Origin of the sequence: Pantoea phosphatilytica (genome assembly GCF_051025615.1) — a bacterium.
Taxonomy (GTDB): Bacteria; Pseudomonadota; Gammaproteobacteria; order Enterobacterales; family Enterobacteriaceae; genus Pantoea.
Map to the genome: position 1 here is coordinate 907,161 of NZ_JBPFDF010000001.1, position 24,992 is coordinate 932,152.

Sequence of the window (24,992 nt, forward strand, 5' to 3'; positions counted from 1 at the left end):
CAACGAGAACTGACCAGCCTGACTGGAAAAAGAGGAAATTATGTCTCAACTCGCAGAACTGGTGGCCAGCGCCACGGCGGCCATCGACGGGGCGACAGATATCGCCGCCCTTGACGCGGTGCGCGTCGAATATCTGGGTAAGAAAGGCCATCTGACACTGCAGATGACCACATTACGCGAGCTGCCAGCAGAGGAGCGTCCTGCAGCGGGTGCGGTCATCAACGAAGCCAAACAGCAGGTGACCGATCGCCTGAATGCCCGCAAAGAGGCACTCGAAGCCGACGTACTGAATGCCCGTCTGGCGCAGGAGACCATTGATGTTTCCCTGCCAGGGCGTCGTATTGAGAACGGTGGCCTGCATCCGGTGACCCGCACCATGGACCGCATTGAGACCTTCTTTGGCGAGCTGGGTTTTGCTGTTATGACCGGGCCAGAGATCGAAGATGACTACCATAACTTTGATGCGCTGAACATTCCTGCTCACCATCCGGCGCGCGCCGATCATGACACCTTCTGGTTCGATGCTACCCGACTGCTGCGCACGCAGACCTCTGGCGTGCAGATCCGTACTATGCAGGCTCAGCAGCCACCCATTCGCATCATTGCGCCGGGCCGCGTCTACCGTAACGACTACGATCAGACCCACACGCCGATGTTCCATCAGATGGAAGGGCTGATTGTTGATAAAAATATCAGCTTCACCAACCTCAAAGGCACGCTGCACGATTTCCTGAATAACTTCTTTGAAGAAGATTTGCAGATTCGTTTCCGTCCTTCCTATTTCCCGTTTACCGAACCCTCCGCTGAGGTGGACGTGATGGGTAAAAACGGCAAGTGGCTGGAAGTGCTGGGTTGCGGCATGGTCCATCCTAATGTACTGCGCAATGTTGGTATCGACCCGGAAGTTTATTCCGGCTTCGCCTTTGGAATGGGCATGGAGCGTCTGACCATGTTGCGCTATGGCGTGACCGATCTGCGCGCCTTCTTCGAAAATGATTTACGTTTCCTCAAACAATTTAAGTAAGGGCAGGTTATCCAATGAAATTCAGTGAACTCTGGTTACGCGAATGGGTAAATCCAGCCCTGGACAGCGCCGCGCTGTCTGAACAAATCACCATGGCCGGTCTGGAAGTGGACGGTGTAGAGGGTGTTGCCGGTGCGTTCCACGGCGTCGTGGTCGGTGAAGTGGTGGAGTGCGGTCAGCACCCGAATGCCGACAAACTGCGTGTCACCAAAATCAACGTGGGCGGCGATCGCCTGCTGGACATCGTCTGTGGTGCGCCGAACTGCCGCCAGGGACTGAAAGTCGCCGTGGCGACCGTGGGTGCGGTGCTGCCGGGTGATTTTAAAATCAAAGCGGCCAAACTGCGTGGCGAACCCTCTGAGGGGATGCTCTGCTCCTTCTCCGAGCTGGGTATTTCCGACGACCATAATGGCATCATCGAACTGCCAGCTGATGCGCCGATTGGCACCGACATCCGTGAATACCTGCAGCTGGATGACAACACCATCGAGATCAGCGTCACGCCTAACCGCGCCGACTGCCTGGGTCTGATCGGGATTGCCCGTGACGTTGCGGTACTTAATGGTTTACCGCTGAACGTGCCTGAAATGCAGCCGGTTGCGGCCACCCTGAACGACACCTTCCCGATTCAGGTCGAGGCGACAGACGCCTGTCCGCGCTACCTGGGCCGTGTTGTCAAAGGAATTAACGTCGCGGCGGCCACGCCACTCTGGATGAAAGAGAAGCTGCGCCGCTGTGGCATTCGCTCGATCGATCCGGTCGTCGATATCACCAACTATGTTCTGCTGGAGCTGGGTCAGCCGATGCACGCTTTCGACCTCGACCGCATCAACGGCGGCATCGTGGTGCGGATGGCGAAAGAGGGTGAGAAGCTGACGCTGCTGGATGGCACCGAAGCCAGCCTGCAGGCAGATACGCTGGTGATCGCCGATCATCAGCAGGCGCTGGCGATGGCCGGTATCTTCGGCGGTGAACATTCCGGTGTGAACGGCGAAACCCGTAACATCCTGTTTGAGTGCGCTTACTTCGATCCGCTCTCCATTACCGGCCGCGCCCGCCGTCACGGTCTGCATACCGATGCGTCACACCGCTATGAGCGTGGCGTTGATCCGGCGCTGCAGCATAGGGCAATTGAGCGTGCCACCGCGCTGCTGCTGTCGATCTGCGGCGGTGAAGCGGGTCCGATCATCGATCAGACTCACCAGGCCGCACTCCCGGTTCCGGCGACTATTACGCTGCGCCGCGAAAAACTGGATCGTCTGATTGGTCATGTCATCGCCGATGAGCAGGTCACCGACATCCTGACGCGTCTCGGCTGCGAGGTCACCGTGGGCCAGGGCGAGTGGCAGGCTGTGGCACCGAGCTGGCGTTTCGACATGGCGATCGAGGAAGATCTGGTTGAAGAGGTGGCCCGTGTCTACGGCTACAACAACATTCCGGATGTGCCGGTGCAGGCGGGCCTGGTAATGACCCGTCATCGCGAAGCGAACCTGTCACTGAAACGCGCTAAAAACCTGCTGGTGGATAAAGGCTATCAGGAAGCGATTACCTATAGCTTCGTGGATCCAAAAATTCAGCAGCTGCTGCATCCGGGCGAAGAGGCGCTGCTGCTGCCCAGCCCGATCTCCAGCGATATGTCGACCATGCGCCTCTCGCTCTGGACCGGCCTGCTCAGCGCGGTGGTCTATAACCAGAATCGCCAGCAGAGCCGCGTGCGTCTGTTTGAGAGCGGTCTGCGCTTTGTGCCGGATACACAGGCTGATTTAGGCATCCGTCAGGATCTTATGCTGGCTGGTGTCATCAGCGGTAACCGTGTGGAAGAGCACTGGGATCTGGCGCGTCAGACAGTTGACTTCTATGATTTAAAAGGCGATTTAGAGTCGCTGCTCGATTTAACCGGCAAACTGGATGAAATCAGCTTCCGCGCTGAAGTGAATCCGGCCCTGCATCCAGGCCAGAGCGCGGCGATTTATCTGCACGATGAAAAAATCGGATTTATCGGCGTGGTTCATCCTGAGCTGGAACGTAAGCTTGATCTCAACGGCCGCACCTTAGTCTTTGAACTGCTTTGGAATAAGGTCGCAGACCGCGTCCTGCCTGACGCGCGCGAGATTTCTCGCTTCCCGGCGAACCGTCGTGATATTGCGGTTGTAGTGGCCGAAAACGTGCCAGCAGCAGATATCATTGCGGAGTGTAAGAAAGTTGGCGTAAATCAGGTAGTTGGCGTAAACTTGTTTGACGTGTACCGCGGTAAGGGCGTTTCTGAGGGCTACAAGAGCCTCGCAATCAGCCTGATTTTGCAGGATACCAGCCGGACACTCGAAGAAGAGGAGATTGCCGCGACCGTTGGCAAATGCGTTGCGGCATTAAAAGAGCGATTCCAGGCAACCTTGAGGGATTGAACCTATGGCGCTTACAAAAGCTGAGATGTCAGAGTACCTGTTTGAGAAACTCGGGCTGAGCAAACGCGATGCCAAAGAGTTAGTAGAGCTGTTTTTCGAAGAGGTACGTCGCGCTTTGGAGAACGGAGAACAGGTTAAACTGTCTGGGTTTGGTAATTTCGACCTGCGTGACAAGAACCAGCGTCCTGGCAGAAACCCGAAAACGGGTGAAGATATTCCGATTACTGCGCGTCGCGTAGTAACGTTCCGCCCAGGGCAGAAGCTGAAAAGCCGCGTAGAGAACGCTACACCCAAAGAGACTGACTGAATTTCAGCGTTTCAAAAAGGCCGCGCAAGCGGCCTTTTTTCATGGTTATCCGCCATCATGCCGCGCCCGCCATCCTGACAGCCTTCCGGCGCACCCACCTTTCTTTTTTCTGCAATCCCTCTACAATCAAATCTCTGTTTTCTCAGCGTATCCCGCTTATGTCTCTGCTCGACCAGCTCGCGCGTCAGGCCGACCGGCGCGGCCAGAAATGGCTGATGGCGCTAGCCCTGATGCTCTCTGCACTGCTCTGTCTCAGCCTCTGCGCAGGAGACAGCTGGATTGTGCCTTCACACTGGCTTACCGAAAGTAGCCGGCTCTTTGTCTGGGAGTTACGGTTGCCCCGCAGCCTGGCGGTGGTGCTGGTTGGCGCCTCGCTGGCGATGTGCGGCGTGGTGATGCAGGCGCTGTTTACCAACCCGCTGGCCGAGCCTGGCCTGCTGGGCGTCTCGAATGGGGCCGGTATTGGCCTGGTGCTCGGCGTGCTGCTGGGTAGCGGGTCATTGTGGAGCCTCGCGCTTGCCGCAATTGCCGGGGCGCTGGTCATTACGCTGATCCTGCTGCATTTTGCGCATCGCCAGCTTTCGACGACGCGGCTGTTACTCACCGGCGTGGCGCTGGGGATTATCTGCAGCGCTATCATGACCTGGGCGGTCTACTTCAGCACCAGTCTCGATCTGCGTCAGCTGATGTACTGGATGATGGGGGGATTCAGCGGGGTTGACTGGCGCTATGGCTGGATGATGCTGGCGCTGTTGCCGGTGATGCTGGCCCTGAGCGCAACCGGCCCGGCTCTCAATCTGCTGGCCCTGGGGGAAACCTCCGCCCGTCAGCTCGGGCTCTCGCTGTTCGGCTGGCGTAATCTGCTGGTGCTGGCGATGGGCTGGCTGACGGGGATCAGCGTGGCGATGGCAGGGGCCATTGGCTTTGTCGGGCTGGTTATTCCGCATCTGCTGCGTCTGAGTGGCCTCAGCGACCACCGCTATCTGCTGCCCGCCTCCGCGCTGGCGGGGGCGGGCGTGCTGCTGGCCGCCGATATTGTGGCGCGGCTGGCGCTGACCTCGGCGGAGCTGCCGATAGGGGTGGTTACCGCCACGCTGGGCGCTCCGCTGTTTATTCTTTTACTGGTGAAATCTTCTCGCTAGTTCCGGCTGGCGACTCTGCATCCACAACTGAATCCAAGGAACTTATATGAACATTTATCAGACTGAACTGGTTACGATCGATGGAGAAAAAACCACGCTGGCCCAATGGCAGGGCAAAGTGCTGCTGGTGGTTAATGTGGCATCGAAATGTGGCCTGACACCGCAATATGAAGAGCTGGAGAATCTGCAGAAAGCCTGGCAGGATCACGGCTTCAGCGTGCTCGGCTTTCCCTGCAATCAGTTTCTTGAGCAGGAGCCCGGCAGCAGCGAAGAGATCAAAACGTTCTGCAGCACCACCTATGGTGTGACCTTTCCGCTGTTTGCTAAGACCGAGGTCAACGGCCCGGAGCGTCATCCGCTCTTTGCTCAGCTGATTGCCGCGCGGCCAGAGGCGGTCCGTCCGGAAGGCAGCGGCTTTTACGAGCGGATGGAAAGCAAAGGGCGTGCGCCAAAAGCGCCAGGCGACATCCTGTGGAACTTCGAAAAGTTTCTGATTGGCCGGGACGGCAGCGTCATCCAGCGCTTTGCGCCGGACATGACGCCGGAAGATCCGATCATTCTGGAAACCATTAAGCAGGCTCTGGCGAAGTAGATGCTGCTGCGCCTGCACCAGGCGGCTGTTCCTGGAAGGCTGCTGTCACTGAGCGGTGAAATCGCCGCGGGCCAGCTGCTGCACGTCGCAGGCCCTAACGGTGCAGGCAAGAGCACGCTGCTGAGTGTGTTAGCGGGACTGCAACCTGCCGCCGGTTCGGTCGTGCTGGATGACCGGCCGCTGGCGGAGTGGCAGGGTGCGGCGCTGGCCAGCGTTCGTGGCTGGTTGCCCCAGCAGCAGGTTCCGCTGAGCCAGATGCCGGTCTGGCACTATTTACGTCTGCATCTTAAACAGGCAGGGCCGCAGGCCGATGCCCGGCTCGGCGCGCTGCTGCAACGGCTTCAGCTGCAGGATAAACTCTCCCGTTCCCTGACACGGCTCTCCGGTGGTGAATGGCAGCGCGTCAGGCTGGCGGCGGTCTGCCTGCAGATCGATCCCCGGATCAATCCGCAGGGACGGCTGTTGATACTTGACGAGCCGATGACCGCGCTGGACATCGGTCAGCAAAAAGCCGTGGACGATCTGATAGCAGAGTTATGCGCGGCGGGCATCAGCGTGGTGGCCAGCAGCCACGATCTTAACCACAGCCTGCAACGGGCCGATCGGGTCTGGCTGATGGATCGGGGGCAGCTGATTGCGCAGGGCGAACCGGCAGCGGTTCTGACGCCACAGCGCCTGACACCGCTCTATCAGATCACTTTCCGGCAACTTGAGCTGGAAGGGCGAACCGTGCTGACCGTGTTGCCCTGACACTTGCTACACCGCGGGCTTTACCGCTACATTAAGCCGGTTGCGATTTCTGATAAGGATATTTGGCGATGCGCCTGGGTTTGCTGATTTTAGTGCTGCTGCTGACGGGGTGCACTCATCACGCCCCGCCAGTGAATGGCCGTCTTTCCGATTCGATAACCGTGATTGCAGAACTGAACGATCAGCTCGGGAACTGGCACGGCACGCCATACCGCTATGGCGGCATGAGCCGCCAGGGTGTCGACTGCTCCGGGTTTGTCTATCTGACGTTCCGCGACAGGTTTGCGCTGCAGCTGCCGCGCACTACCTCCGCCCAAAGTGACATCGGCACGCGCATCAGCAAAGATGAGCTGCTGCCCGGCGATCTGGTCTTTTTTAAAACCGGACGCGGTGAGAATGGCCTGCATGTGGGGATCTATGACAGTGACAATGCGTTTATTCACGCCTCAACCAGTCAGGGTGTGACCCGATCCTCACTGGACAATGTTTACTGGCGGAAAGTGTTCTGGCAGGCGCGTCGCATATAAACCAGTACTGCCGAATCAGACTTAAGTCCAATTTTAAATAGAGGTAAAACAGCGGTCATAAGTTTTATTTTAAATGACAGTTATTGAACCTGAGTTTTATTAAGCATAATAAGGGCGGCGTTAATTCCGTTAATAAGTACACTTTTAGCCTTACTATTTGGCTTAAGCGTTACAGCGAACCGGCAAACGGCAATGGAAGGCTAAAGAAGTTCATCTCTTCAATGATTTGGCACTATTGCCTGCAACTGACCATTCCTATACGATATCTCCATCGCCGCATATTCTGGCATTAAAATGAAAATTCATCTCTCGGCCGACTATCAGTCGGAAATCTGGTTCTATCCTGTCTGTGACGTTGACGGACGGTTGACCGCTGTCGAGCTGGTTACGCAGTTTGTGCATGAGAGTGCACCCATCACCCTGCCGCAGGAGCTGCTGTTGCCGCAGCTCGATGAGTCGCAGCAGCTGCGTCTGCTGCAAAGTCAGATCGGATTGCTGGAGCAGTATCGCGGCGTATTCGAAGCGCATTCGGTTTCCGCATTTATACGCATTGATGAAAACCTGGCCCGTACGCTGCTGGCCAGCGAGCTGGTGATGCGCAAATTAAAACAGCTGCCCTTCATTCTGCTGAATATCACTGAAGCGTTTCCGCAACTCCGGCTTGGCAAAAATAATGCGTTGCTGGCGAGCCTTGCGGCTGAGTTTAATTTGGCACTTTCTCATTTCGGTGCGGGCAAGAGTCCTTCCAATGCGGTCTACGATAATTTATTCAGCTGTATCTGCCTGGATAAGGAATTTATTCATTCGCTGGCCAAACGTGCCTCATTCGTGCCGTTTATTCAGAGCATTATCGATAATTTCCGCGCCCATTGCGATCAGCTGATTATTTGTGGCGTTGACGACGAGGTGCTGCTGGATAAAGTCAGCCAGCTGAGCGGCGCCGTTTTCCAGGGGGCGCTCTTCCCGGTCGTCAAATCGGATGCCCTGCATTCGCTGCTCTGCGCCGACGATCGGCAGCCTTCTTCACGCCACCCCGGCTGACAGAACCTGTTAATCCCCGCTATCGGCGTTACACTAAGGGACTAACCTGAGTAACGCTGAGCATCGCATGGGAGAAACAATGTCCTCACGCAAGGTCACCTTTGACAACACCTGGTTCCGTGAGCTTGCCGGGAATTACACCGCACTCAACCCCACGCCGCTGGCCGGTGGACGCCTGCTCTATCACAATGCGCCGCTCGCTGCTGAGATGGGCCTGGACAGCGCGCTGTTCGCGGGCCAGGGCCACAACGTCTGGCATGGCGCGGATCTGCTGCCGGGCATGCAGCCGCTGGCGCAGGTTTACAGCGGTCATCAGTTTGGCGTCTGGGCAGGGCAGCTTGGCGACGGGCGCGGCATTCTGCTGGGCGAGCAGCGTCTCGAAGATGGCAGTAAACTGGACTGGCATCTCAAGGGCGCGGGCCTGACGCCTTACTCCCGGATGGGCGACGGCCGGGCGGTCATCCGCTCCAGCGTGCGCGAGTTTCTGGCATCGGAAGCGCTGCACCACCTGGGCATTCCGACCACCCGCGCACTCACGCTCTCGATCGGCGACGAGCCGGTCTACCGCGAAACCACCGAACGCGGGGCGATGCTGATGCGCATCTCTCCGAGCCATCTGCGTTTCGGCCATTTCGAACACTTCTTTTACGGTCAGCAGCCGGAGAAAGTGCAGCAGCTGGCCGACTATGCCATTCGCCATCACTGGCCGCATCTGACAGAGGAAGCCGATCGCTATCAGCAGTGGTTTACCGACATCGTGCTGCGCACCGCGCGGCTCATCGCGTTGTGGCAGAGCGTCGGTTTCGCGCATGGAGTCATGAACACCGACAACATGTCTATCCTCGGCCTGACCCTCGACTATGGCCCCTTTGGTTTTCTGGATGATTATCAGCCCGACTTCATCTGCAATCACAGCGACTATCAGGGCCGCTACAGTTTTGAAAATCAGCCGATGATCGGCCTGTGGAATCTTAACCGTCTGGCGCATGCGTTATCGGGTCTGCTGACTACCGACCAGCTGCGAGCGGCACTGAGCGCCTATGAACCTGAACTGATGCGGGTCTGGGGCGAACGGATGCGGGCGAAGCTCGGTTTACTGACGCCGCAGAGCAGTGACAATCAGATTCTGACCGATCTGCTGGCGCTGATGACCCAGGAGCACAGCGACTACACGCTGACGTTCCGGCTGCTGAGCGAGACGCAGCAGGGGGAAAGCCGCTCACCGCTGCGTGATGAGTTTATCGATCGTGAGGCGTTTGACCGCTGGTATGAGGGGTATCGCCGCCGCCTGCTGGACGAGCAGGTCAGCGATGCGGAACGGCAGGCGGTCATGAAAGCCGCGAACCCGGCGGTGATCCTGCGCAACTATCTGGCCCAGCAGGCGATTGAAGAGGCCGAACGGGGTGAGCAGGGCGCGCTGGCACGGCTGCACCAGGCGCTGCAGCACCCCTTCAGCGATCGGACGGCCACTGAATATCGTCAGCGGCCGCCGGAGTGGGGCAAAACCTTAGCGGTGAGCTGCTCCAGCTGATGCTGCTTCAGAGACGATGAGAAACGGCCCCGGCGAGCAGTTCGAGCACGCTTTCGCTCTCCTGCCAGCCGAGGCAGGGGTCGGTAATCGACTGGCCATAGACCAGCGGCTGACCGCTGACCACTTTCTGATTGCCCTCCTGCAGGAAGCTTTCAATCATTACGCCCGCCACGGCGCGCGAGCCTGATGTGATCTGCTCTGCGACATCGGCCGCGACATCCATCTGACGACGATGCTGCTTCAGGCAGTTGCCGTGACTGAAGTCGATCACCAGCTGTGGTGGCAGGTTAAAGGCCGCCAGGCTCTCTGCCGCCGCCGCCACATCGCTGGCATGATAGTTGGGCTGTTTGCCGCCGCGCAGGATCACATGACCGTGGGGATTACCGCTGGTCTGATAGATGGTCATCTGGCCCCGCTTATCGGGCGAGAGGAACATATGACTGGCGCGCGCGGCGCGGATGGCATCCACGGCGATCTGGACGTTGCCATCGGTACCATTTTTAAAGCCGACCGGGCAGGAGAGGGCCGACGCCATTTCGCGGTGGATCTGGCTTTCCGTGGTACGTGCGCCAATGGCTCCCCAGCTAATCAGATCCGCAATAAACTGGCCGATCACCATATCCAGGAACTCGGTGGCGGTGGGCAGGCCCAGCGTGTTGATATCGATCAGCAGCTGGCGGGCGATGCCGATGCCACGGTTCACATCAAAGCTGCCATCCAGGTCCGGATCGGAAATCAGCCCTTTCCAGCCCACCACGGTGCGTGGCTTCTCAAAGTAAGCACGCATCACTATCTCCAGCCGATCCGCATAGCGGTCACGCAGGACGTTCAGGCGCTCCGCATATTCCAGCGCCGCTTTGGGATCGTGCAGCGAGCAGGGGCCGATGACCACCAGCAGGCGGGGATCTTCACCGGTCAGGATCCGCGCAATACGGGTGCGGGCCGCCGTGACATTATCAGCAATGGCGGCGGAAACAGGGTGTGCCTCTGCCAGGCTGGCAGGCGTAATCAGGTTATCAATGCGTGCAGTACGCAGTTCATCGGTTTTATTCATGAGTATCTCAAAAAACGGTTCTTCGCAGCGGTGAAATACCGGGAAGTGATGAGGGTCACAATAAACCATTAGCCTGCGAATTCAACCCGATAATGAATATTCAAATCAAAACAGACGGCCACGCCACGTTACAGCCTCTGCGCCATAAGAGCGCTAATACATGCGGCGGGTCAGACCCATGATGTCGAGAATTTTGGTGGCGATCTCCTCCACCGAGTAGTTGGTGCTGTTGAGATAGCGGATCTGGTGGGTGCGGAACAGCGCTTCGACTTCGCCCACCTCCAGCCGGCACTGGCGCATCGAGGCGTAGCGGGTATTTTCTGCCCGCTCCTGACGTATTGCCGCCAGCCGTTCCGGATCGATGGTCAGCCCGAAGAGTTTGTTCTGATGGGCGCGCAGGGCGGGCGGCAGCTTCAGGTTATCCATATCATCAGCAATAAAAGGGTAGTTGGCGGCGCGGATGCCGAACTGCATCGCCAGATAGAGGCTGGTGGGCGTTTTGCCGCAGCGTGAGACGCCCACCAGGATCACCTGGGCATCCTCCAGACCGCGCAGCGAGATGCCGTCGTCGTGGGCCAGGGCGTAGTCGATCGCTGCAATACGGGCATCATATTTCCCCAGATTACTGGCATCCAGCCCGTGGGTACGGTGCGCCACCGGCGCGGGCGACAAGCCCAGCTCCTGCTGCAGCGGGGCGACCAGCGCCTGCACAATGTCCTGACAGAAGCCTTCACTCTGAACGATGATGTCACGCACTTCCGGCGTCACGATCGAGAAAAACACCAGCGGCCGGACGCCGCTCTGCTGATAGAGCGCGTTTATCTGGGCTTTCACCGCCAGCGCCCGCTGAACATTCTCAACGAACGGCAGCGTCAGGCTGGTGATGTTGACCGGAAACTGCGACAGCACCGCATGACCCAATACTTCTGCCGTAATGGCGGTGCCATCAGAAATATAAAAAACGCTTCTGTCAGTTGTCATAACTATCTGCCCTGGACATGAGTGAACCGTCAGCATGAGCTATGCCGGAAAATAAATCATCCCGGATGTAAATTTCTGGAAGGTTTATCGGAATTTACGGACGGAGGTTTTCTCTGTTGCAAAGGAATAGTCACTCGTCCGCCGCGTGCTTTGTCCTTTATCAGCCGGAAAGGCCCGCGCCTTTGTTGCGCAACAAAACAGGGGGATAAGGAAGCCTGAAAAACACGTATTACAGATTTATCAGTTGCTTAGGAAAAAATGGCGGCTTTGCGCAACAGCAAAATAAAGCGCTTACAATTCCGAAACTGCGGCTGAAATTCTGCTTTAACGATTCAACAGATCGTTATCGGTGAGGCGATATGCCAGGCTGAAAACCGATTACTCCCTGTCTCACTTCATCGATAACTGATAAAGGATAAGATCAATGTCCACTACAGGCGAACAGCCACTTGTGCTCTGGTATAACCAGCTTGGCATGCATGATGTTGACCGGGTGGGAGGTAAAAATGCCTCTCTGGGTGAAATGATTACTAATCTGTCGTCGCTGGGTGTCTCCGTTCCCAATGGTTTTGCAACGACATCGTACGCGTTTAACCTGTTCCTCGATCAGAGTGGGCTGAACCAGCGCATCTATGCGCTGCTGGATGAGACCGATATTGATGATGTGGATGCGCTGGCAAAAGCGGGCCGGCAGATCCGGCAGTGGGTTGTTGAGACGCCTTTCCTGCCGGCGCTGGAGTCCGCCATTCTGGACGCGTATCAGCAGCTTTCGGCAGATGACGCGGACGCCTCTTTTGCTGTCCGCTCCTCGGCTACCGCCGAAGATATGCCCGACGCCTCCTTTGCCGGACAGCAGGAGACCTTTCTGAATGTGCAGGGCATCGACGCCGTGATGGTCGCGGTCAAGCATGTCTTTGCCTCGCTGTTCAACGACCGCGCTATCTCTTACCGCGTGCATCAGGGCTATGATCATCGCGGCGTGGCGCTCTCGGCCGGTATCCAGCGCATGGTGCGATCGGATCTCGCTGCGTCGGGCGTGATGTTCACCATCGATACCGAGTCCGGCTTCGATCAGGTGGTCTTTATTACCGCAGCGCTGGGACTGGGCGAAATGGTGGTGCAGGGCGCGGTGAACCCGGATGAATTCTACGTGCATAAGCCGACGCTGGCCGCCAGCCGTCCGTCGATTGTGCGCCGCAATATGGGCTCGAAAAAGGTCCGCATGGTCTATGCCGACTCGCAGGCGCACGGCGAGCAGGTGCGGATTGAGGATGTGCCGGAGGCTGAACGCGACCGCTTCTGCCTGAGTGATGAGGAAGTCCAGGCGCTGGCGAAACAGGCGGTGCTGATTGAGCAGCACTACCAGCGGCCGATGGACATCGAGTGGGCCAAAGATGGCCACACGGGCAAGCTATTTATTGTGCAGGCGCGGCCGGAAACCGTTCGCTCAAATGGTCAGGTGATGGAGCGTTACACGTTACAGGGGCAGGGCAGCGTCGTGGCGGAAGGGCGAGCCATCGGTCACCGTATTGGGGCTGGCACGGTGAAGGTGATCCACGATATCAGCGAAATGAACCGGATTGAGAAAGGGGATGTGCTGGTTACCGACATGACCGACCCGGACTGGGAGCCGATCATGAAAAAAGCCTCAGCGATCGTCACCAACCGTGGCGGACGCACCTGCCATGCGGCAATCATCGCGCGCGAGCTGGGCATTCCGGCAGTCGTCGGCTGCGGCGACGCCACCGATCGGCTGAAAGAGGGACATCAGGTGACCGTCTCCTGCGCCGAAGGGGACACCGGCTATGTCTACGATCAGCTGCTCGATTTCGACGTCACCAGTTCGCAGGTCGATTCGCTGCCTGAGCTGCCGCTGAAGATCATGATGAACGTCGGCAACCCCGATCGCGCTTTTGATTTTGCCTGTCTGCCTAATGAAGGCGTGGGGCTGGCGCGGCTGGAATTTATCATCAACCGCATGATTGGCGTCCATCCTAAAGCCCTGCTGGAGTTTGATCAGCAGACGCCGGAACTGCAGCAGCAGATCCGCAAAATGATGAAAGGATTTGATAATCCAGTGGAGTTCTACATCGCGCGTCTGACCGAGGGAATTGCCACACTTGGCGCAGCATTTGCACCGAAACGCGTAATTGTCCGACTTTCCGACTTCAAGACGAATGAATATGCCAACCTGGTGGGCGGCGAACGCTACGAGCCGGAAGAGGAGAACCCGATGCTGGGATTCCGTGGCGCAGGACGTTATGTCGCGGACAGCTTCCGCGACTGCTTCGCACTGGAGTGCGAGGCGGTAAAACGTGTTCGTAACGAGATGGGCCTGACCAACGTTGAGATCATGGTGCCGTTTGTGCGTACCGTCGAACAGGCGCAGGCCGTGGTGGAAGAGCTGGCGCGTCAGGGCCTGAAACGGGGCGAAAACGGGCTGAAGATCATCATGATGTGCGAAATTCCGTCGAATGCGCTGCTGGCGGATCAATTCCTGCAGCACTTTGATGGCTTCTCTATCGGTTCTAACGATATGACTCAGCTGACGCTGGGGCTGGATCGCGACTCCGGCGTCGTCTCCGCGCTGTTTGATGAGCGCAACGAGGCGGTGAAAGCGCTGCTGTCTATGGCAATCCGGGCGGCGAAACAGCAGGGCAAATATGTCGGCATCTGCGGGCAGGGACCGTCGGACCATCAGGACTTTGCGGCATGGCTGATGAAAGAGGGAATCGATAGCCTGTCGCTGAACCCGGATACCGTGGTAGAAACCTGGGTGAGCCTGGCGCAGATGACCCCCTCCTGACCCCGGCTGCACGATCGTAAAAGGCCCGCAATGCGGGCCTTTTTTTATTTATGGCGGGTCAGTTTCAGACAAAAAAAAGCCCATCACAGGGGATGGGCAAAGACTACACACAGCAATTCTTTACTCTACTCAGGGGGAATAGGGTGGTCTGGAAATCAATAGTTTGATTCAGAACATAGGAAGCATGTTATTCATACCGCTGGCTGGAGTCTTTAAGAATCCTCTTATTAGTTTAAAGCCAATAATCTTTTGTCACCTTTACTGCGCCATTTGGCTTAAGAAACAGTGCAGAAAATAATCTTTTTTGGCCTGAAATGGTCGATTTCAGCTCAGGAATGGCTTTTTTCTTAAAAATCGCTAATGAAAATCATCCTTTATCAGACAGGCGGGATGCAGTGCGGCTAATCATCATTAACCGCACTAATCATTACATCGGGCAGGGATGTTATGGCGGGTAAGCGCAACGGATCACACGGCGGGCGGGGTTCCTTCATGATCGGCCAGGGCTTCCGCCACCGCCTGCGGGTCGTTATCCGGTGCCGGGGCCTCATGCACCCAGACCGAAACCAGACGGTAGGAGACCGCCAGGACGACCGGTCCGATAAACAGGCCAATCATGCCAAATGCAAAGAGTCCACCAATTACCCCAGAGAGGATCAGGATCATCGGCAGGTCGGCTCCCATCCGGATCAGCATCGGGCGCAGGACATTATCCAGCGTGCCGACGACGCAGCTCCAGACCAGCAGCACCGTTCCCCAGGTGGTATCACCGCTCCAGTAGAGGTAGATGATGGCCGGAACCAGCACCAGCAGCGGCCCGATCTGCACCAGGCAGCACAGGATCATCAGCACCGTCAGCAGCGTAGCGTAGGGGATGCCGGAGAGCGCCAGACCGATCCCTCCCAGCACGCCCTGCACCAGTGCCGTTACCACCACGCCCAGCGCCACGGCGCGAATGGACTGTGCTGCCAGCAGTACGGCGGCATCACCGCGTCGTCCCGCCATGCGGAAAGCAAAGTGACGGATACCCTGAGCCGCCTGCTCGCCACGCCAGTAGAGCAGCACACTGAACAGCAGCATCACGCCCAGATGGATCATAAACCGCCCGAAATGGCCAGCCTGTGCGACAAAGAAGCCGGTCGTGCGGCCGATATAGGGCTGAATCTTGGCCATCACGCCCGCACCACCGCTCGCCACCAGCTTGTCATAACTGGCGTAGAGCTTCTCACCGACCATCGGCACATCGTTAAGCCACAGCAGCTGCGGCATCGTATGCCCCTGCGTCACCCAGGCAATCACCGGCGCGCTGTTGTCGATCAGACTGCTGACCAGCAGGGCGATAGGAATAATAAACAGCAGCAGTAACAGCAGCGTCATCACAATGACCGCCAGGGAGCGGCGGCCCCATAGCAGTCGCTGAAATTTTAACATCAGCGGCCAGGTGGCAATCACCACCATACTGGCCCACGCAAAGCCCAGAATAAAGGGCTGTACCACCCATAAACAGGCGACAATCAGCAGCAGAATAAACATCAGAGTGAAGAGTATTTGCGGTAAATCCATATCCCGGTACTGGCTTTTCATCATTGACTCATAACCTCGTCTTAATCCTTCATTTTCAGGCATTCGGATACCTGTTTTTATCATGATCTATTTACCGGGGATTAAACAGCATCGCGGAAAAGGTTTTTGGCTTTTCTGAAAAAACGGCAGAGGCAGAAAAAATATGATAAAACGGGAAATCGCTAACGCATAAACGCAAACGTTTACAACACCTTCGGTCAGACAATCATGATCCCACAGATTTCGCAGGCACCGGGCCTCGTTCAACTGGTGCTGACGTTCCTTGAGTCGCTGAAAGAGCAGGGTTTCACCGGCGACATGGCGACCAGCTATGCCGATCGTCTCTCACTCTCCACCGATAACAGTATCTACCAGTTGCTGCCCGATGCAGCCCTGTTCCCACGCTCAACGGCGGATGTGGCGCTGCTGGCCCGTGTGGCTGGCGAAGCCCGTTTTGCCAGCCTGGTGTTTACGCCGCGTGGCGGTGGCACCGGCACCAACGGCCAGTCGCTGAATCAGGGCATTGTGGTGGACATGTCGCGTTACATGAACCGCATCCTGGAGATCAACACCGATGAAGGCTGGGTGCGGGTCGAGGCCGGTGTAGTCAAAGATCAGCTGAATGCCTGGCTGAAGCCTTTCGGCTTCTTCTTTTCACCAGAGCTATCGACCAGTAACCGGGCGACACTGGGCGGCATGATCAACACTGATGCGTCGGGTCAGGGATCGCTGGTCTACGGCAAAACCTCGGATCATGTACTGGGTCTGCGCGCCGTGCTGCTGGGGGGGGACATTCTCGATACCCGGCCGATGGCGACCGCCCTGGCTGAAACCCTGGCGCAGACGGCCACGCCCGAAGGGCGGATTTACCAGCAGGTTCTGACGCGCTGCCGCGAACAGCGCGCGCTGATTCTGGAAAAGTTTCCCAGGCTGAATCGGTTCCTTACCGGCTATGACCTGCGTCACGTCTTCAGCGATGATATGCAGACCTTTGACCTGACCCGCCTGCTGTGTGGGGCAGAGGGAACCCTGGCGTTTGTGACGGAAGCGCGGCTTGATATCACCCCGTTGCCGAAGGTGCGGCGACTGGTCAACATCAAGTATGACTCGTTTGACTCTGCGCTGCGCAATGCCCCTTTCATGGTGGAGGCACAGGCGCTGTCGGTTGAAACCGTCGACTCGAAAGTGCTGAACCTGGCGCGTGAAGATATCGTCTGGCATTCGGTACGCGAACTGATCGCCGACGTGCCCGATAAAGAGATGCTGGGCCTGAACATCGTGGAGTTCGCCGGTGATAACGCTGCGCTGATCGATCAGCAGATCGACAGGCTCTGTACCCGTCTGGATACGTTGATGGCGCAGCAGCAGGGCGGCGTGATTGGCTATCAGCTCTGCAACGATCTGACGGGCATTGAACGCATCTATAACATGCGGAAAAAAGCGGTGGGTCTGCTGGGGAACGCCCGAGGCCGGGCGAAGCCGATTCCGTTTGTAGAGGATACGGCGGTGCCGCCGGAGAAGCTGGCGGACTACATCGTGGAGTTTCGCGCACTGCTCGACAGCCACGGCCTGAGCTATGGTATGTTCGGCCATGTCGATGCCGGGGTTCTGCATGTGCGTCCGGCGCTGGATATGTGCGACCCGCAGCAGGAGATGATGATGAAGCAGATCTCCGATGAGGTGGTGGCGCTGACCGCGCGTTACGGCGGTCTGCTCTGGGGCGAACATGGCAAAGGGTTCCGGGCCCAGTACAGTCCGGCCTTCTTTGGCGAGACGCTGTTTAACGAGCTGCGGCGCATTAAAGCCGCCTTCGATCCACTTAATCGCCTCAATCCGGGCAAAATCTGCACGCCGATTGAGAGCCATGACGAAATGATGCAGGTCGATGCGGTGACGCGCGGAAGCTATGATCGGCAGATCCCGTTAACGGTGCGGGATGAGTGGCGCGGCGCGATGGAGTGTAACGGCAACGGCTTGTGCTTTAACTTCGATGCCCGTAGTCCGATGTGCCCCTCCATGAAGATTACCCGCAATCGCATTCACTCGCCGAAAGGCCGGGCAACGCTGATGCGCGAGTGGCTGCGGCTGCTGGCCGGGCAGGGTGTCGATCCGCTGCTGCTGGAGAAGCAGTTGCCGGAAAGTCGGCTCTCCCTGCGCGCACTCATCGCCCGGACCCGCAACAGCTGGCACGCCAGAAAAGGGGAATATGATTTCTCTCACGAGGTAAAAGAGGCGATGTCGGGCTGCCTGGCCTGCAAAGCCTGTTCAACCCAGTGCCCGATTAAGATTGACGTGCCTGCGTTCCGCTCGCGCTTCTTACAGCTCTATCACACCCGCTACCTGCGACCGGCCAGCGATCACCTGGTCGCCGCCGTAGAGAGCTATGCGCCCCTGATGGCGAAAGCGCCGGGGGTGTTTAACTTCTTCCTGCGCCAGCCGTGGCTCAAAGAGTTGAGTAAGACGCATATCGGCATGGTCGATCTGCCGCTGCTCTCTGCGCCGAACCTGAAGCAGCAGCTGAGTGGCCATCCCGCCATGAACATGACGCTGGAGCAGCTGGAGGCGATGCCAGCGGGCGAACGGGCCGGTTATGTGCTGGTGGTGCAGGATCCCTTCACCAGCTTCTATGAGGCGCAGCTGGTGAACGATTTTGTCCGGCTGATTGAAAAGCTCGGCTACCGTCCGGTCCTGCTGCCGTTTTCACCCAACGGCAAGGCGCAACATGTGAAGGGCTTCCTGCAACGGTTTGCCCGCACCGCGACCCGCACCGCCGATTTTCTTAACCGGGTGGCTAAACTGGGGCTGCCGATGGTTGGCGTCGATCCGGCCACCGTGCTCTGCTATCGCGATGAGTATCGCCAGACGCTGGGTGAGGCGCGCGGCGATTTTACGGTGCTGCTGGTGCATGAATGGCTGCAGCGTGCGCTGGCCGACCGCGAGGTGCAGACGACCAGCGGCGAGCCCTGGTATCTGTTTGCCCACTGTACCGAGGTCACTGCATTGCCGTCGACGCCCGATCAGTGGCAGGCCATCTTCGCCCGCTTTGGCGCGAAGCTGGAAAATATCAACGTGGGTTGCTGCGGTATGGCCGGCACCTACGGTCACGAAACAGAGAACCTGGAAAACTCGCTGGGCATCTATGCGCTTTCGTGGCATCCGCAGCTTCAGCGCCTGCCCCGCCAGCGCTGTCTGGCCACCGGTTACTCCTGCCGCAGTCAGGTCAGCCGCGTGGAAGGCAACGGCATGCGCCATCCGCTTCAGGCCCTGTTGGCGCTGATGTAAAAAAATTGTGCGCGACGTCACGCAGTGGCTGGATTAGAATGTTCCGCCTGCGTGACGGACAAAGTCACTCTGAAGCTCGGTCGCTTTGTGCCACTCGCCGGTGAGCGCCAGCTGATGGCAGAGGCGGGTCAGGGAGAGTCGCGCCAGTTGCCAGGCCTGAAGGCGAAACAGGCGATCGCGCCCCGGGTTTCCTATCTCCTGAACCAGACGATGATGCAGTTTACCCAGCGTGTGCAGGTAGCTCTGATCGTCACCGTTCAACTGGCAGAGTTCTGCCATATCCTGACAGGCATCGTTAAACTGACGCAGCTGATGGATTGAGCAGTCGGCCCGATCAAGCTTTGCCTGCGCCATATAAAAGTCGACGGAGATATCCCGCAGCGAGAAGTGATATTCCTCGATCTGATGGTGCAGCCAGGCGGAGACAGAAAGCATAGTGATGTCGCCCTGAATGTTAATGATAATAATTATCATATTCATCCGGGCCACGATTGCAATTGGCACCGAGAAAAATTTATCGATTTATCCTGCCTGTCGGTATAATCGGGAATAACAATCTATTTACATCGCAGAAAGGCGTAACCTATCAATAAGGATTTTTTGCAAAAGTGTTTTTTTTAAAAAGAGTGATTTATTAACAGGTTAGCACTGGCTTATTGCGGCTGATTCTCCTGCCACAGGGTGGGCGGAAGCAGCTATGCTTAATATTCAGGCGAATAAAACAGCACAAGATGATTATCCCTGCAAAACAAGAGGTTGAAGTGATTGGTCAGATCACTACCATAGGGGGATAGCCTGAAAAGGTCCTGACTCAAGAGGTATCAACATGGCATCCGTTAATACAGACTCTTTCTCACCCGACGACTTTGTCTGGAAAGGGCTGACGCTGACTGAAACCGCAGCGCAACAAATTCTCAATCTGGCGGCTCAGGACCCTGATGTCAAGGGTCTGCGGCTGAGCGTAAAACAATCCGGCTGTGCCGGCTTTGGCTACGTGATGGATTTAGTGAAAGAACCCGTCGAAGACGATCTGCAGTTCTCATACCACGGCGCAACGCTGTTTGTGCCGCTTCAGGCGATGCCATTCGTTGATGGCACCGAGCTGGACTACGTTCGCGAAGGCCTGAATCAGATTTTTAAATTCAATAACCCTAAAGCTCAGCACGCCTGCGGGTGCGGTGAGAGCTTTGGCGTCGAGTAAGTGAAATATGTCACGACACAGCGAAGCATCTGACGATGTACAAATCTGGGAAGGCAAGCTCAACTACAAAGAGGGCTTCTTCACCCAACTGCAGACCGAAGAATTTGCCAACGGCATCAATGAAGATGTGGTGCGGGCGATCTCGGCCAAGCGTAACGAGCCAGAGTGGATGCTGGAGTTTCGTCTTAAGGCGTTTCATGCCTGGCTGGAAATGGAAGAGCCACACTGGCTGAAAGCGCACTACGAAAAACTCGACTACCAGGATTACAGTTACTACTCCGCGCCTTCCTGCGGCAACTGTGATGACACCTGCGCCTCCGAGCCGGGTGTCACCCAGGCCTCCGGCAGTGCGCCCGCCAGCGACTATCTGACGCAGGAAGTGGAAAACGCCTTTAACCAGCTGGGTGTCCCGGTTCGTGAAGGGCGAGAAGTGGCTGTTGACGCCATCTTCGACTCCGTTTCGGTCGCCACCACCTATCGCGGCAAGCTGGCGGAGCAGGGGATCATCTTCTGTTCATTTGGCGAGGCGATTCAGGAGCATCCTGAGCTGGTGAAGCAGTATCTCGGCACGGTCGTCCCGGCCAACGATAACTTCTTCGCGGCGCTGAACTCGGCGGTGGCCTCTGACGGCACCTTCGTCTACATCCCGAAAGGGGTGCGTTGCCCGATGGAGCTGTCGACCTATTTCCGCATCAACGCGGCGAAAACCGGTCAGTTCGAGCGTACCATCCTGATCGCCGATGAAGACAGCTACGTCAGCTACATCGAAGGCTGTTCAGCCCCGGTGCGTGACTCCTATCAGCTGCACGCCGCCGTGGTGGAAGTGATCATCCACAAAAATGCCGAAGTGAAATATTCGACCGTTCAGAACTGGTTCCCGGGCGGCGAAGGCGAGGGCGGTATCCTTAACTTCGTGACCAAGCGCGCGCTGTGTGAAGGTGACCACAGCAAGATGTCCTGGACGCAGTCTGAAACCGGCTCCGCCATCACCTGGAAATACCCGAGCTGTATTCTGCGCGGCGATCATTCGGTTGGCGAATTCTACTCCGTGGCGCTGACCAGCGGTCGTCAGCAGGCTGATACCGGCACCAAGATGATCCACATCGGGAAAAATACCCGTTCGACCATCATCTCCAAAGGGATCTCGGCGGGTAAAAGCCAGAACACCTATCGTGGTCTGGTAAAAATCATGCCGAGCGCCACCAACGCCCGTAACTTTACGCAGTGTGACTCGATGCTGATCGGTCCCGATTGCGGCGCCCATACCTTCCCGTATGTGGAGACCCGCAATAATACCGCCCAGCTTGAGCACGAAGCCACGACATCCCGTATCGGCGAAGATCAGATGTTCTACTGTCTGCAACGCGGTATCAGTGAAGAAGATGCGATCTCGATGATCGTGAACGGCTTCTGTAAAGACGTCTTCTCGGAACTGCCACTGGAATTTGCCGTGGAAGCCCAGAAATTGTTAGCTATCAGCCTTGAGCACAGTGTGGGCTGATGCCGTCACACGCCTTGCCGGAAGCAATGTGAAGGAATAAGTATGTTAAGCATTAAAGATTTACAGGTCAGTGTTGAAGATAAAGCCATTCTGCGTGGCCTGAATCTCGAAATTAAACCGGGCGAAGTCCATGCCATCATGGGTCCGAACGGTTCAGGTAAGAGTACGCTCTCCGCGACGCTGGCCGGCCGTGAAGATTATGAAATCACTGGCGGCTCCGTGACGTTCAAGGGCAAAGATCTGCTGGAGCTGGCACCTGAAGAGCGTGCCGGTGAAGGGGTCTTTATGGCCTTCCAGTATCCGGTCGAAATTCCGGGCGTCAGCAATCAGTTCTTCCTGCAGACCTCCGTCAATGCGGTGCGTAAATATCGTCAGCAGGATGAGCTGGATCGCTTTGATTTCCAGGACTTCATCGAAGAGAAAATTCAGCTGCTGAAGATGCCGGAAGATCTGCTGACCCGCTCCGTCAACGTCGGCTTCTCCGGCGGTGAGAAGAAGCGTAACGACATTCTGCAGATGGCGGCGCTGGAGCCGGATCTCTGCATCCTGGATGAAACTGACTCCGGTCTGGATATCGATGCGCTGAAAATCGTTGCCAACGGCGTCAACAGCCTGCGTGACGAGAAGCGTGCCTTCATCATCGTGACCCACTACCAGCGTATTCTGGACTACATCAAGCCAGACTTCGTTCATGTTCTGTATCAGGGCAAAATCGTGAAATCTGGCGACTTCTCGCTGGTGAAACAGCTGGAGGAGCAAGGTTATGGCTGGCTTACCGACGAAGAGTGATTCTGCGCTGCAACAGTGGCATCACCTGTTTGAGTCGCGCGGCGACAAACGCTCTCTGCAGGCTCAGCAGCACTGGCAGCAACTGATGCGCGTGGGTCTGCCGACCCGCAAGCATGAAAACTGGAAATACACGCCGCTGGATACGCTGCTGTCTCAGCAGTTTGTACTGCCTGATGCGCCGCAGACCCTGAGCGCGGAACAGGTTGACGCGCTGGCGTTGCCGCTGGACGCGATCCGACTGGTCTTCGTGGATGGCCAGTTCCAGCCCGACTTCAGCAGCCGCGACAGCGAACTGTTTGAGATCCAGCACAGTGCTGCGGCGGCGCGCCATCCGCTGCCTGCTGCGGTTCAGCCTGAAGTGTTCCTGCATCTGACCGAGAGCCTGGCGGAAGAGGTCACGACCCTGCGCCTGGCGCGCGGCAAATCCGCGGCACGTCCGCTCTACCTGCTGCATATCACCAGCGGCAAGCCGGACAGCATGAACACGGTGCACTATCGCCATCATCTGCAGCTGGAAGAGAGCGCCGAAGCGGAAGTGATCGAGCACTATGTGTCGCTGGGTGAACATGCTCACTTCACCGGGGCACGCTTCACCTTTGCGGTGGGCGACAATGCGAAGCTGACGCACACCAAGCTGGCCTTCGAAGGCAGCAGCAGCTATCACTTCGCGCACAACGATCTGGTGATTGGCAACGACGGTCAGGTCAGCAGCACCAGCTTCCTGCTGGGTGCCGGTCTGTCACGTCACAACAGCAGCACACAACTGAACGGCGAAAACAGCACGCTGGCTATCAATAGCCTGGTGCTGCCGGTGAAACAGGAAGTGGCGGATACCCGTACCTACCTGGAGCACAACAAAGGCCACTGTGTCAGCCGTCAGATGCACAAAACCATCGTGCGCGACAAAGGGCGTGCGGTGTTCAACGGCCATATCAAAGTGGCACAGCATGCGCTGAAGACCGACGGACAGATGACCAACAACAACCTGTTGCTGGGCAAGCTTTCTGAAGTGGACACCAAACCGCAGCTGGAAATCTACGCGGATGACGTGAAGTGCAGTCACGGTGCCACCATCGGTCGTATTGACGACGAGCAGATGTTCTACCTGCGTTCACGCGGAATTGAGCAGGATGCGGCGCAGACCATGATTATCCACGCGTTTGCCGCGGAGCTGACCGAAACCCTGGAAGATGAGGTGATCCGTCAGGCCGTGCTGCAGCGTATCGCGCAACGTTTTCCCGGAGGCGACGTATGATGAACTTCGATCTCGAACGCATCAGGGCTGATTTTCCTATCCTGAAGCGTGAGGTCAACGGTCATCCGCTGGCCTATCTTGACAGTGCGGCCAGCGCACAGCGTCCACTCGCCGTGATAAACGCCGAGAGTCATTTCTATCAGCACGGCTACGCGGCCGTGCATCGTGGTATCCATACGCTGAGCCAGCAGGCGACCAGCGACATGGAGAACGTGCGCGATCAGGCTGCCCGTTTTATCAATGCCGCCTCGCAGGAAGAGATTGTTTTCGTCAAGGGCACCACCGAAGGTATCAATCTGGTGGCGAACACCTGGGGCAGCAGCAACCTCCAGGCGGGCGATAACCTGATCATCACTGAGATGGAGCATCACGCCAACATCGTGCCGTGGCAGATGCTGGCGGCGCGCAACGGTGCCGAGGTGCGTGTCCTGCCGCTGAACAACAACGGTGAACTGGCGCTGGAGCAGCTGGCGGGGCTGATCGACAGCCGCACCCGGTTACTGGCCGTGACGCATGTTTCTAACGTGCTGGGCACCGTTAACCCGGTCAAAGCGATCGTCGCGCAGGCAAAAGCCGCTGGCGTGGTCACGCTGGTGGATGGCGCACAGGCGGTGATGCACGACCGGGTGGATGTGCAGGATATCGGCTGCGACTTCTACGTCTTCTCCAGCCACAAGCTCTATGGCCCGAATGGGGTCGGCATTCTTTACGGCCGCAAGGCGCTGCTGGATGAGATGCCACCGTGGGAAGGGGGCGGCTCGATGATCGATCGCGTCATGCTGCCAACCGGCACCAGCTGGAACAGCGCACCGTGGCGTTTTGAAGCGGGCACGCCCAACACCGGCGGCATTATCGGCTTTGGCGCGGCGATGGCCTATGTGCAGGCACTGGGACTGGATACGATCCATCAGCGTGAAACCGCATTGATGAACTATGCGCTGGATAAGCTGGGCACGGTCCCGGATATTCAGATCTACGGTCCTCAGTCACGCGCAGGCGTCATCGCCTTTAACCTTGGCAAACATCACGCCTATGATGTCGGCAGTTTTCTGGACCAGTATGGCATCGCCATCCGCACCGGACACCACTGCGCGATGCCGCTGATGCAGCATTACAACGTGCCAGCCATGTGTCGTGCCTCCTTCACCTTCTACAACAGTGAAGAAGAAGTGGATCGTCTGGCTGCCGGTCTGACGCGCATTCATCGTCTGCTGGGCGGCTGAACAGTTTTAACGGAGTAACCG

At 57.4% G+C, this 24,992-nt stretch carries 20 protein-coding genes and 1 other RNA gene; 16 read left to right on the forward strand and 5 right to left on the reverse strand.

All coding sequences use genetic code 11. The annotated features are described in order from the left end of the window. Positions 1 to 40 precede the first annotated feature (40 nt). The 9 genes from pheS (at position 41) to ACR6AS_RS04630 (ending at position 9,316) form a co-directional block, all read left to right on the forward strand. Positions 41 to 1,024 carry a phenylalanine--tRNA ligase subunit alpha gene (gene pheS / locus ACR6AS_RS04590; protein ID WP_111139090.1) on the forward strand — a complete coding sequence of 328 codons (984 nt, stop codon included), beginning with the start codon at positions 41 to 43 and terminating at the stop codon, positions 1,022 to 1,024. A 14-nt stretch (positions 1,025 to 1,038) separates the two neighbouring features. Beyond that, positions 1,039 to 3,426, forward strand: a complete 2,388-nt coding sequence (gene pheT, locus ACR6AS_RS04595) for a phenylalanine--tRNA ligase subunit beta (RefSeq protein WP_434161282.1) — start codon at positions 1,039 to 1,041, stop codon at positions 3,424 to 3,426. 4 nt (positions 3,427 to 3,430) lie between these two features. Then, positions 3,431 to 3,733, forward strand: coding sequence for an integration host factor subunit alpha (ihfA, locus tag ACR6AS_RS04600; RefSeq protein WP_003853259.1), 303 nt, complete (start codon positions 3,431 to 3,433; stop codon positions 3,731 to 3,733). A 158-nt stretch (positions 3,734 to 3,891) separates the two neighbouring features. Beyond that, complete coding sequence (btuC, locus tag ACR6AS_RS04605; protein ID WP_111139112.1) at positions 3,892 to 4,875, forward strand: vitamin B12 ABC transporter permease BtuC; 984 nt, start codon at positions 3,892 to 3,894, stop codon at positions 4,873 to 4,875. Positions 4,876 to 4,921: 46 nt separating this feature from the next. Then, on the forward strand, positions 4,922 to 5,467 hold the full coding sequence (locus ACR6AS_RS04610; RefSeq protein WP_111139088.1) for a glutathione peroxidase: 546 nt from the start codon (positions 4,922 to 4,924) through the stop codon (positions 5,465 to 5,467). After that, entirely contained in the window at positions 5,468 to 6,217 is a 750-nt protein-coding gene (gene btuD / locus ACR6AS_RS04615; protein ID WP_111139087.1) for a vitamin B12 ABC transporter ATP-binding protein BtuD, read from the forward strand. Between the two features lie 68 nt (positions 6,218 to 6,285). Then, positions 6,286 to 6,744 carry an NlpC/P60 family protein gene (locus ACR6AS_RS04620; protein ID WP_111139086.1) on the forward strand — a complete coding sequence of 153 codons (459 nt, stop codon included), beginning with the start codon at positions 6,286 to 6,288 and terminating at the stop codon, positions 6,742 to 6,744. 294 nt (positions 6,745 to 7,038) lie between these two features. Then, the gene (locus ACR6AS_RS04625; protein ID WP_111139085.1) at positions 7,039 to 7,785 is read left to right on the forward strand and encodes an EAL domain-containing protein; all 747 of its coding nucleotides are present in this window, start codon (positions 7,039 to 7,041) and stop codon (positions 7,783 to 7,785) included. Between the two features lie 79 nt (positions 7,786 to 7,864). After that, positions 7,865 to 9,316, forward strand: coding sequence for a protein adenylyltransferase SelO (locus ACR6AS_RS04630; RefSeq protein ID WP_434161287.1), 1,452 nt, complete (start codon positions 7,865 to 7,867; stop codon positions 9,314 to 9,316). Between the two features lie 7 nt (positions 9,317 to 9,323). On the opposite strand, the gene ACR6AS_RS04635 is transcribed toward ACR6AS_RS04630, so the two are convergent. After that, positions 9,324 to 10,370 (reverse strand): 3-deoxy-7-phosphoheptulonate synthase, encoded by a 1,047-nt coding sequence (locus ACR6AS_RS04635; RefSeq protein WP_111139083.1) that lies wholly within the window; start codon positions 10,368 to 10,370, stop codon positions 9,324 to 9,326. 153 nt (positions 10,371 to 10,523) lie between these two features. Further along, positions 10,524 to 11,351, reverse strand: coding sequence for a posphoenolpyruvate synthetase regulatory kinase/phosphorylase PpsR (gene ppsR, locus ACR6AS_RS04640; protein WP_111139082.1), 828 nt, complete (start codon positions 11,349 to 11,351; stop codon positions 10,524 to 10,526). A gap of 424 nt (positions 11,352 to 11,775) precedes the next feature. Between ppsR and ppsA the strand changes: the two genes are divergently transcribed. Further along, positions 11,776 to 14,157 (forward strand): phosphoenolpyruvate synthase, encoded by a 2,382-nt coding sequence (gene ppsA, locus ACR6AS_RS04645; RefSeq protein WP_293769838.1) that lies wholly within the window; start codon positions 11,776 to 11,778, stop codon positions 14,155 to 14,157. Between the two features lie 68 nt (positions 14,158 to 14,225). On the opposite strand, the gene rprA is transcribed toward ppsA, so the two are convergent. Together rprA and ydiK are read right to left on the reverse strand one after the other, a co-directional pair. Continuing rightward, positions 14,226 to 14,334, reverse strand: an RNA gene (gene rprA, locus ACR6AS_RS04650) — antisense sRNA RprA. 291 nt (positions 14,335 to 14,625) lie between these two features. Continuing rightward, the gene (ydiK, locus tag ACR6AS_RS04655; RefSeq protein ID WP_418802558.1) at positions 14,626 to 15,744 is read right to left on the reverse strand and encodes an AI-2E family transporter YdiK; all 1,119 of its coding nucleotides are present in this window, start codon (positions 15,742 to 15,744) and stop codon (positions 14,626 to 14,628) included. Positions 15,745 to 15,948: 204 nt separating this feature from the next. On the opposite strand from ydiK, the gene ydiJ reads away from it, so the two are divergent. After that, positions 15,949 to 19,002: a D-2-hydroxyglutarate dehydrogenase YdiJ gene (gene ydiJ / locus ACR6AS_RS04660; protein ID WP_367395444.1), complete on the forward strand. Its 3,054-nt coding sequence runs from the start codon at positions 15,949 to 15,951 to the stop codon at positions 19,000 to 19,002. Between the two features lie 33 nt (positions 19,003 to 19,035). Here the strand turns inward: ydiJ and ACR6AS_RS04665 are convergent, their stop codons facing one another. Next, a complete protein-coding gene (locus ACR6AS_RS04665) occupies positions 19,036 to 19,476 on the reverse strand; it encodes a hypothetical protein (protein WP_293769842.1) in 441 nt (146 codons plus the stop codon). Positions 19,477 to 19,828: 352 nt separating this feature from the next. Between ACR6AS_RS04665 and sufA the strand changes: the two genes are divergently transcribed. From sufA to sufS, 5 genes are read left to right on the forward strand one after another with little or no spacing between them, the layout of a single operon-like run. Continuing rightward, positions 19,829 to 20,203 (forward strand): Fe-S cluster assembly scaffold SufA, encoded by a 375-nt coding sequence (gene sufA / locus ACR6AS_RS04670; protein WP_434161293.1) that lies wholly within the window; start codon positions 19,829 to 19,831, stop codon positions 20,201 to 20,203. 7 nt (positions 20,204 to 20,210) lie between these two features. Further along, on the forward strand, positions 20,211 to 21,704 hold the full coding sequence (sufB, locus tag ACR6AS_RS04675; protein WP_111139078.1) for a Fe-S cluster assembly protein SufB: 1,494 nt from the start codon (positions 20,211 to 20,213) through the stop codon (positions 21,702 to 21,704). Positions 21,705 to 21,746: 42 nt separating this feature from the next. Further along, entirely contained in the window at positions 21,747 to 22,493 is a 747-nt protein-coding gene (sufC, locus tag ACR6AS_RS04680; protein ID WP_111139077.1) for a Fe-S cluster assembly ATPase SufC, read from the forward strand. After that, positions 22,468 to 23,748 (forward strand): Fe-S cluster assembly protein SufD, encoded by a 1,281-nt coding sequence (gene sufD, locus ACR6AS_RS04685; protein ID WP_111139076.1) that lies wholly within the window; start codon positions 22,468 to 22,470, stop codon positions 23,746 to 23,748. Before sufC ends, sufD begins: the two co-directional genes overlap by 26 nt. Beyond that, a complete protein-coding gene (gene sufS / locus ACR6AS_RS04690) occupies positions 23,748 to 24,971 on the forward strand; it encodes a cysteine desulfurase SufS (protein ID WP_111139109.1) in 1,224 nt (407 codons plus the stop codon). Before sufD ends, sufS begins: the two co-directional genes overlap by 1 nt. The last annotated feature ends 21 nt before the right edge of the window (positions 24,972 to 24,992 follow it).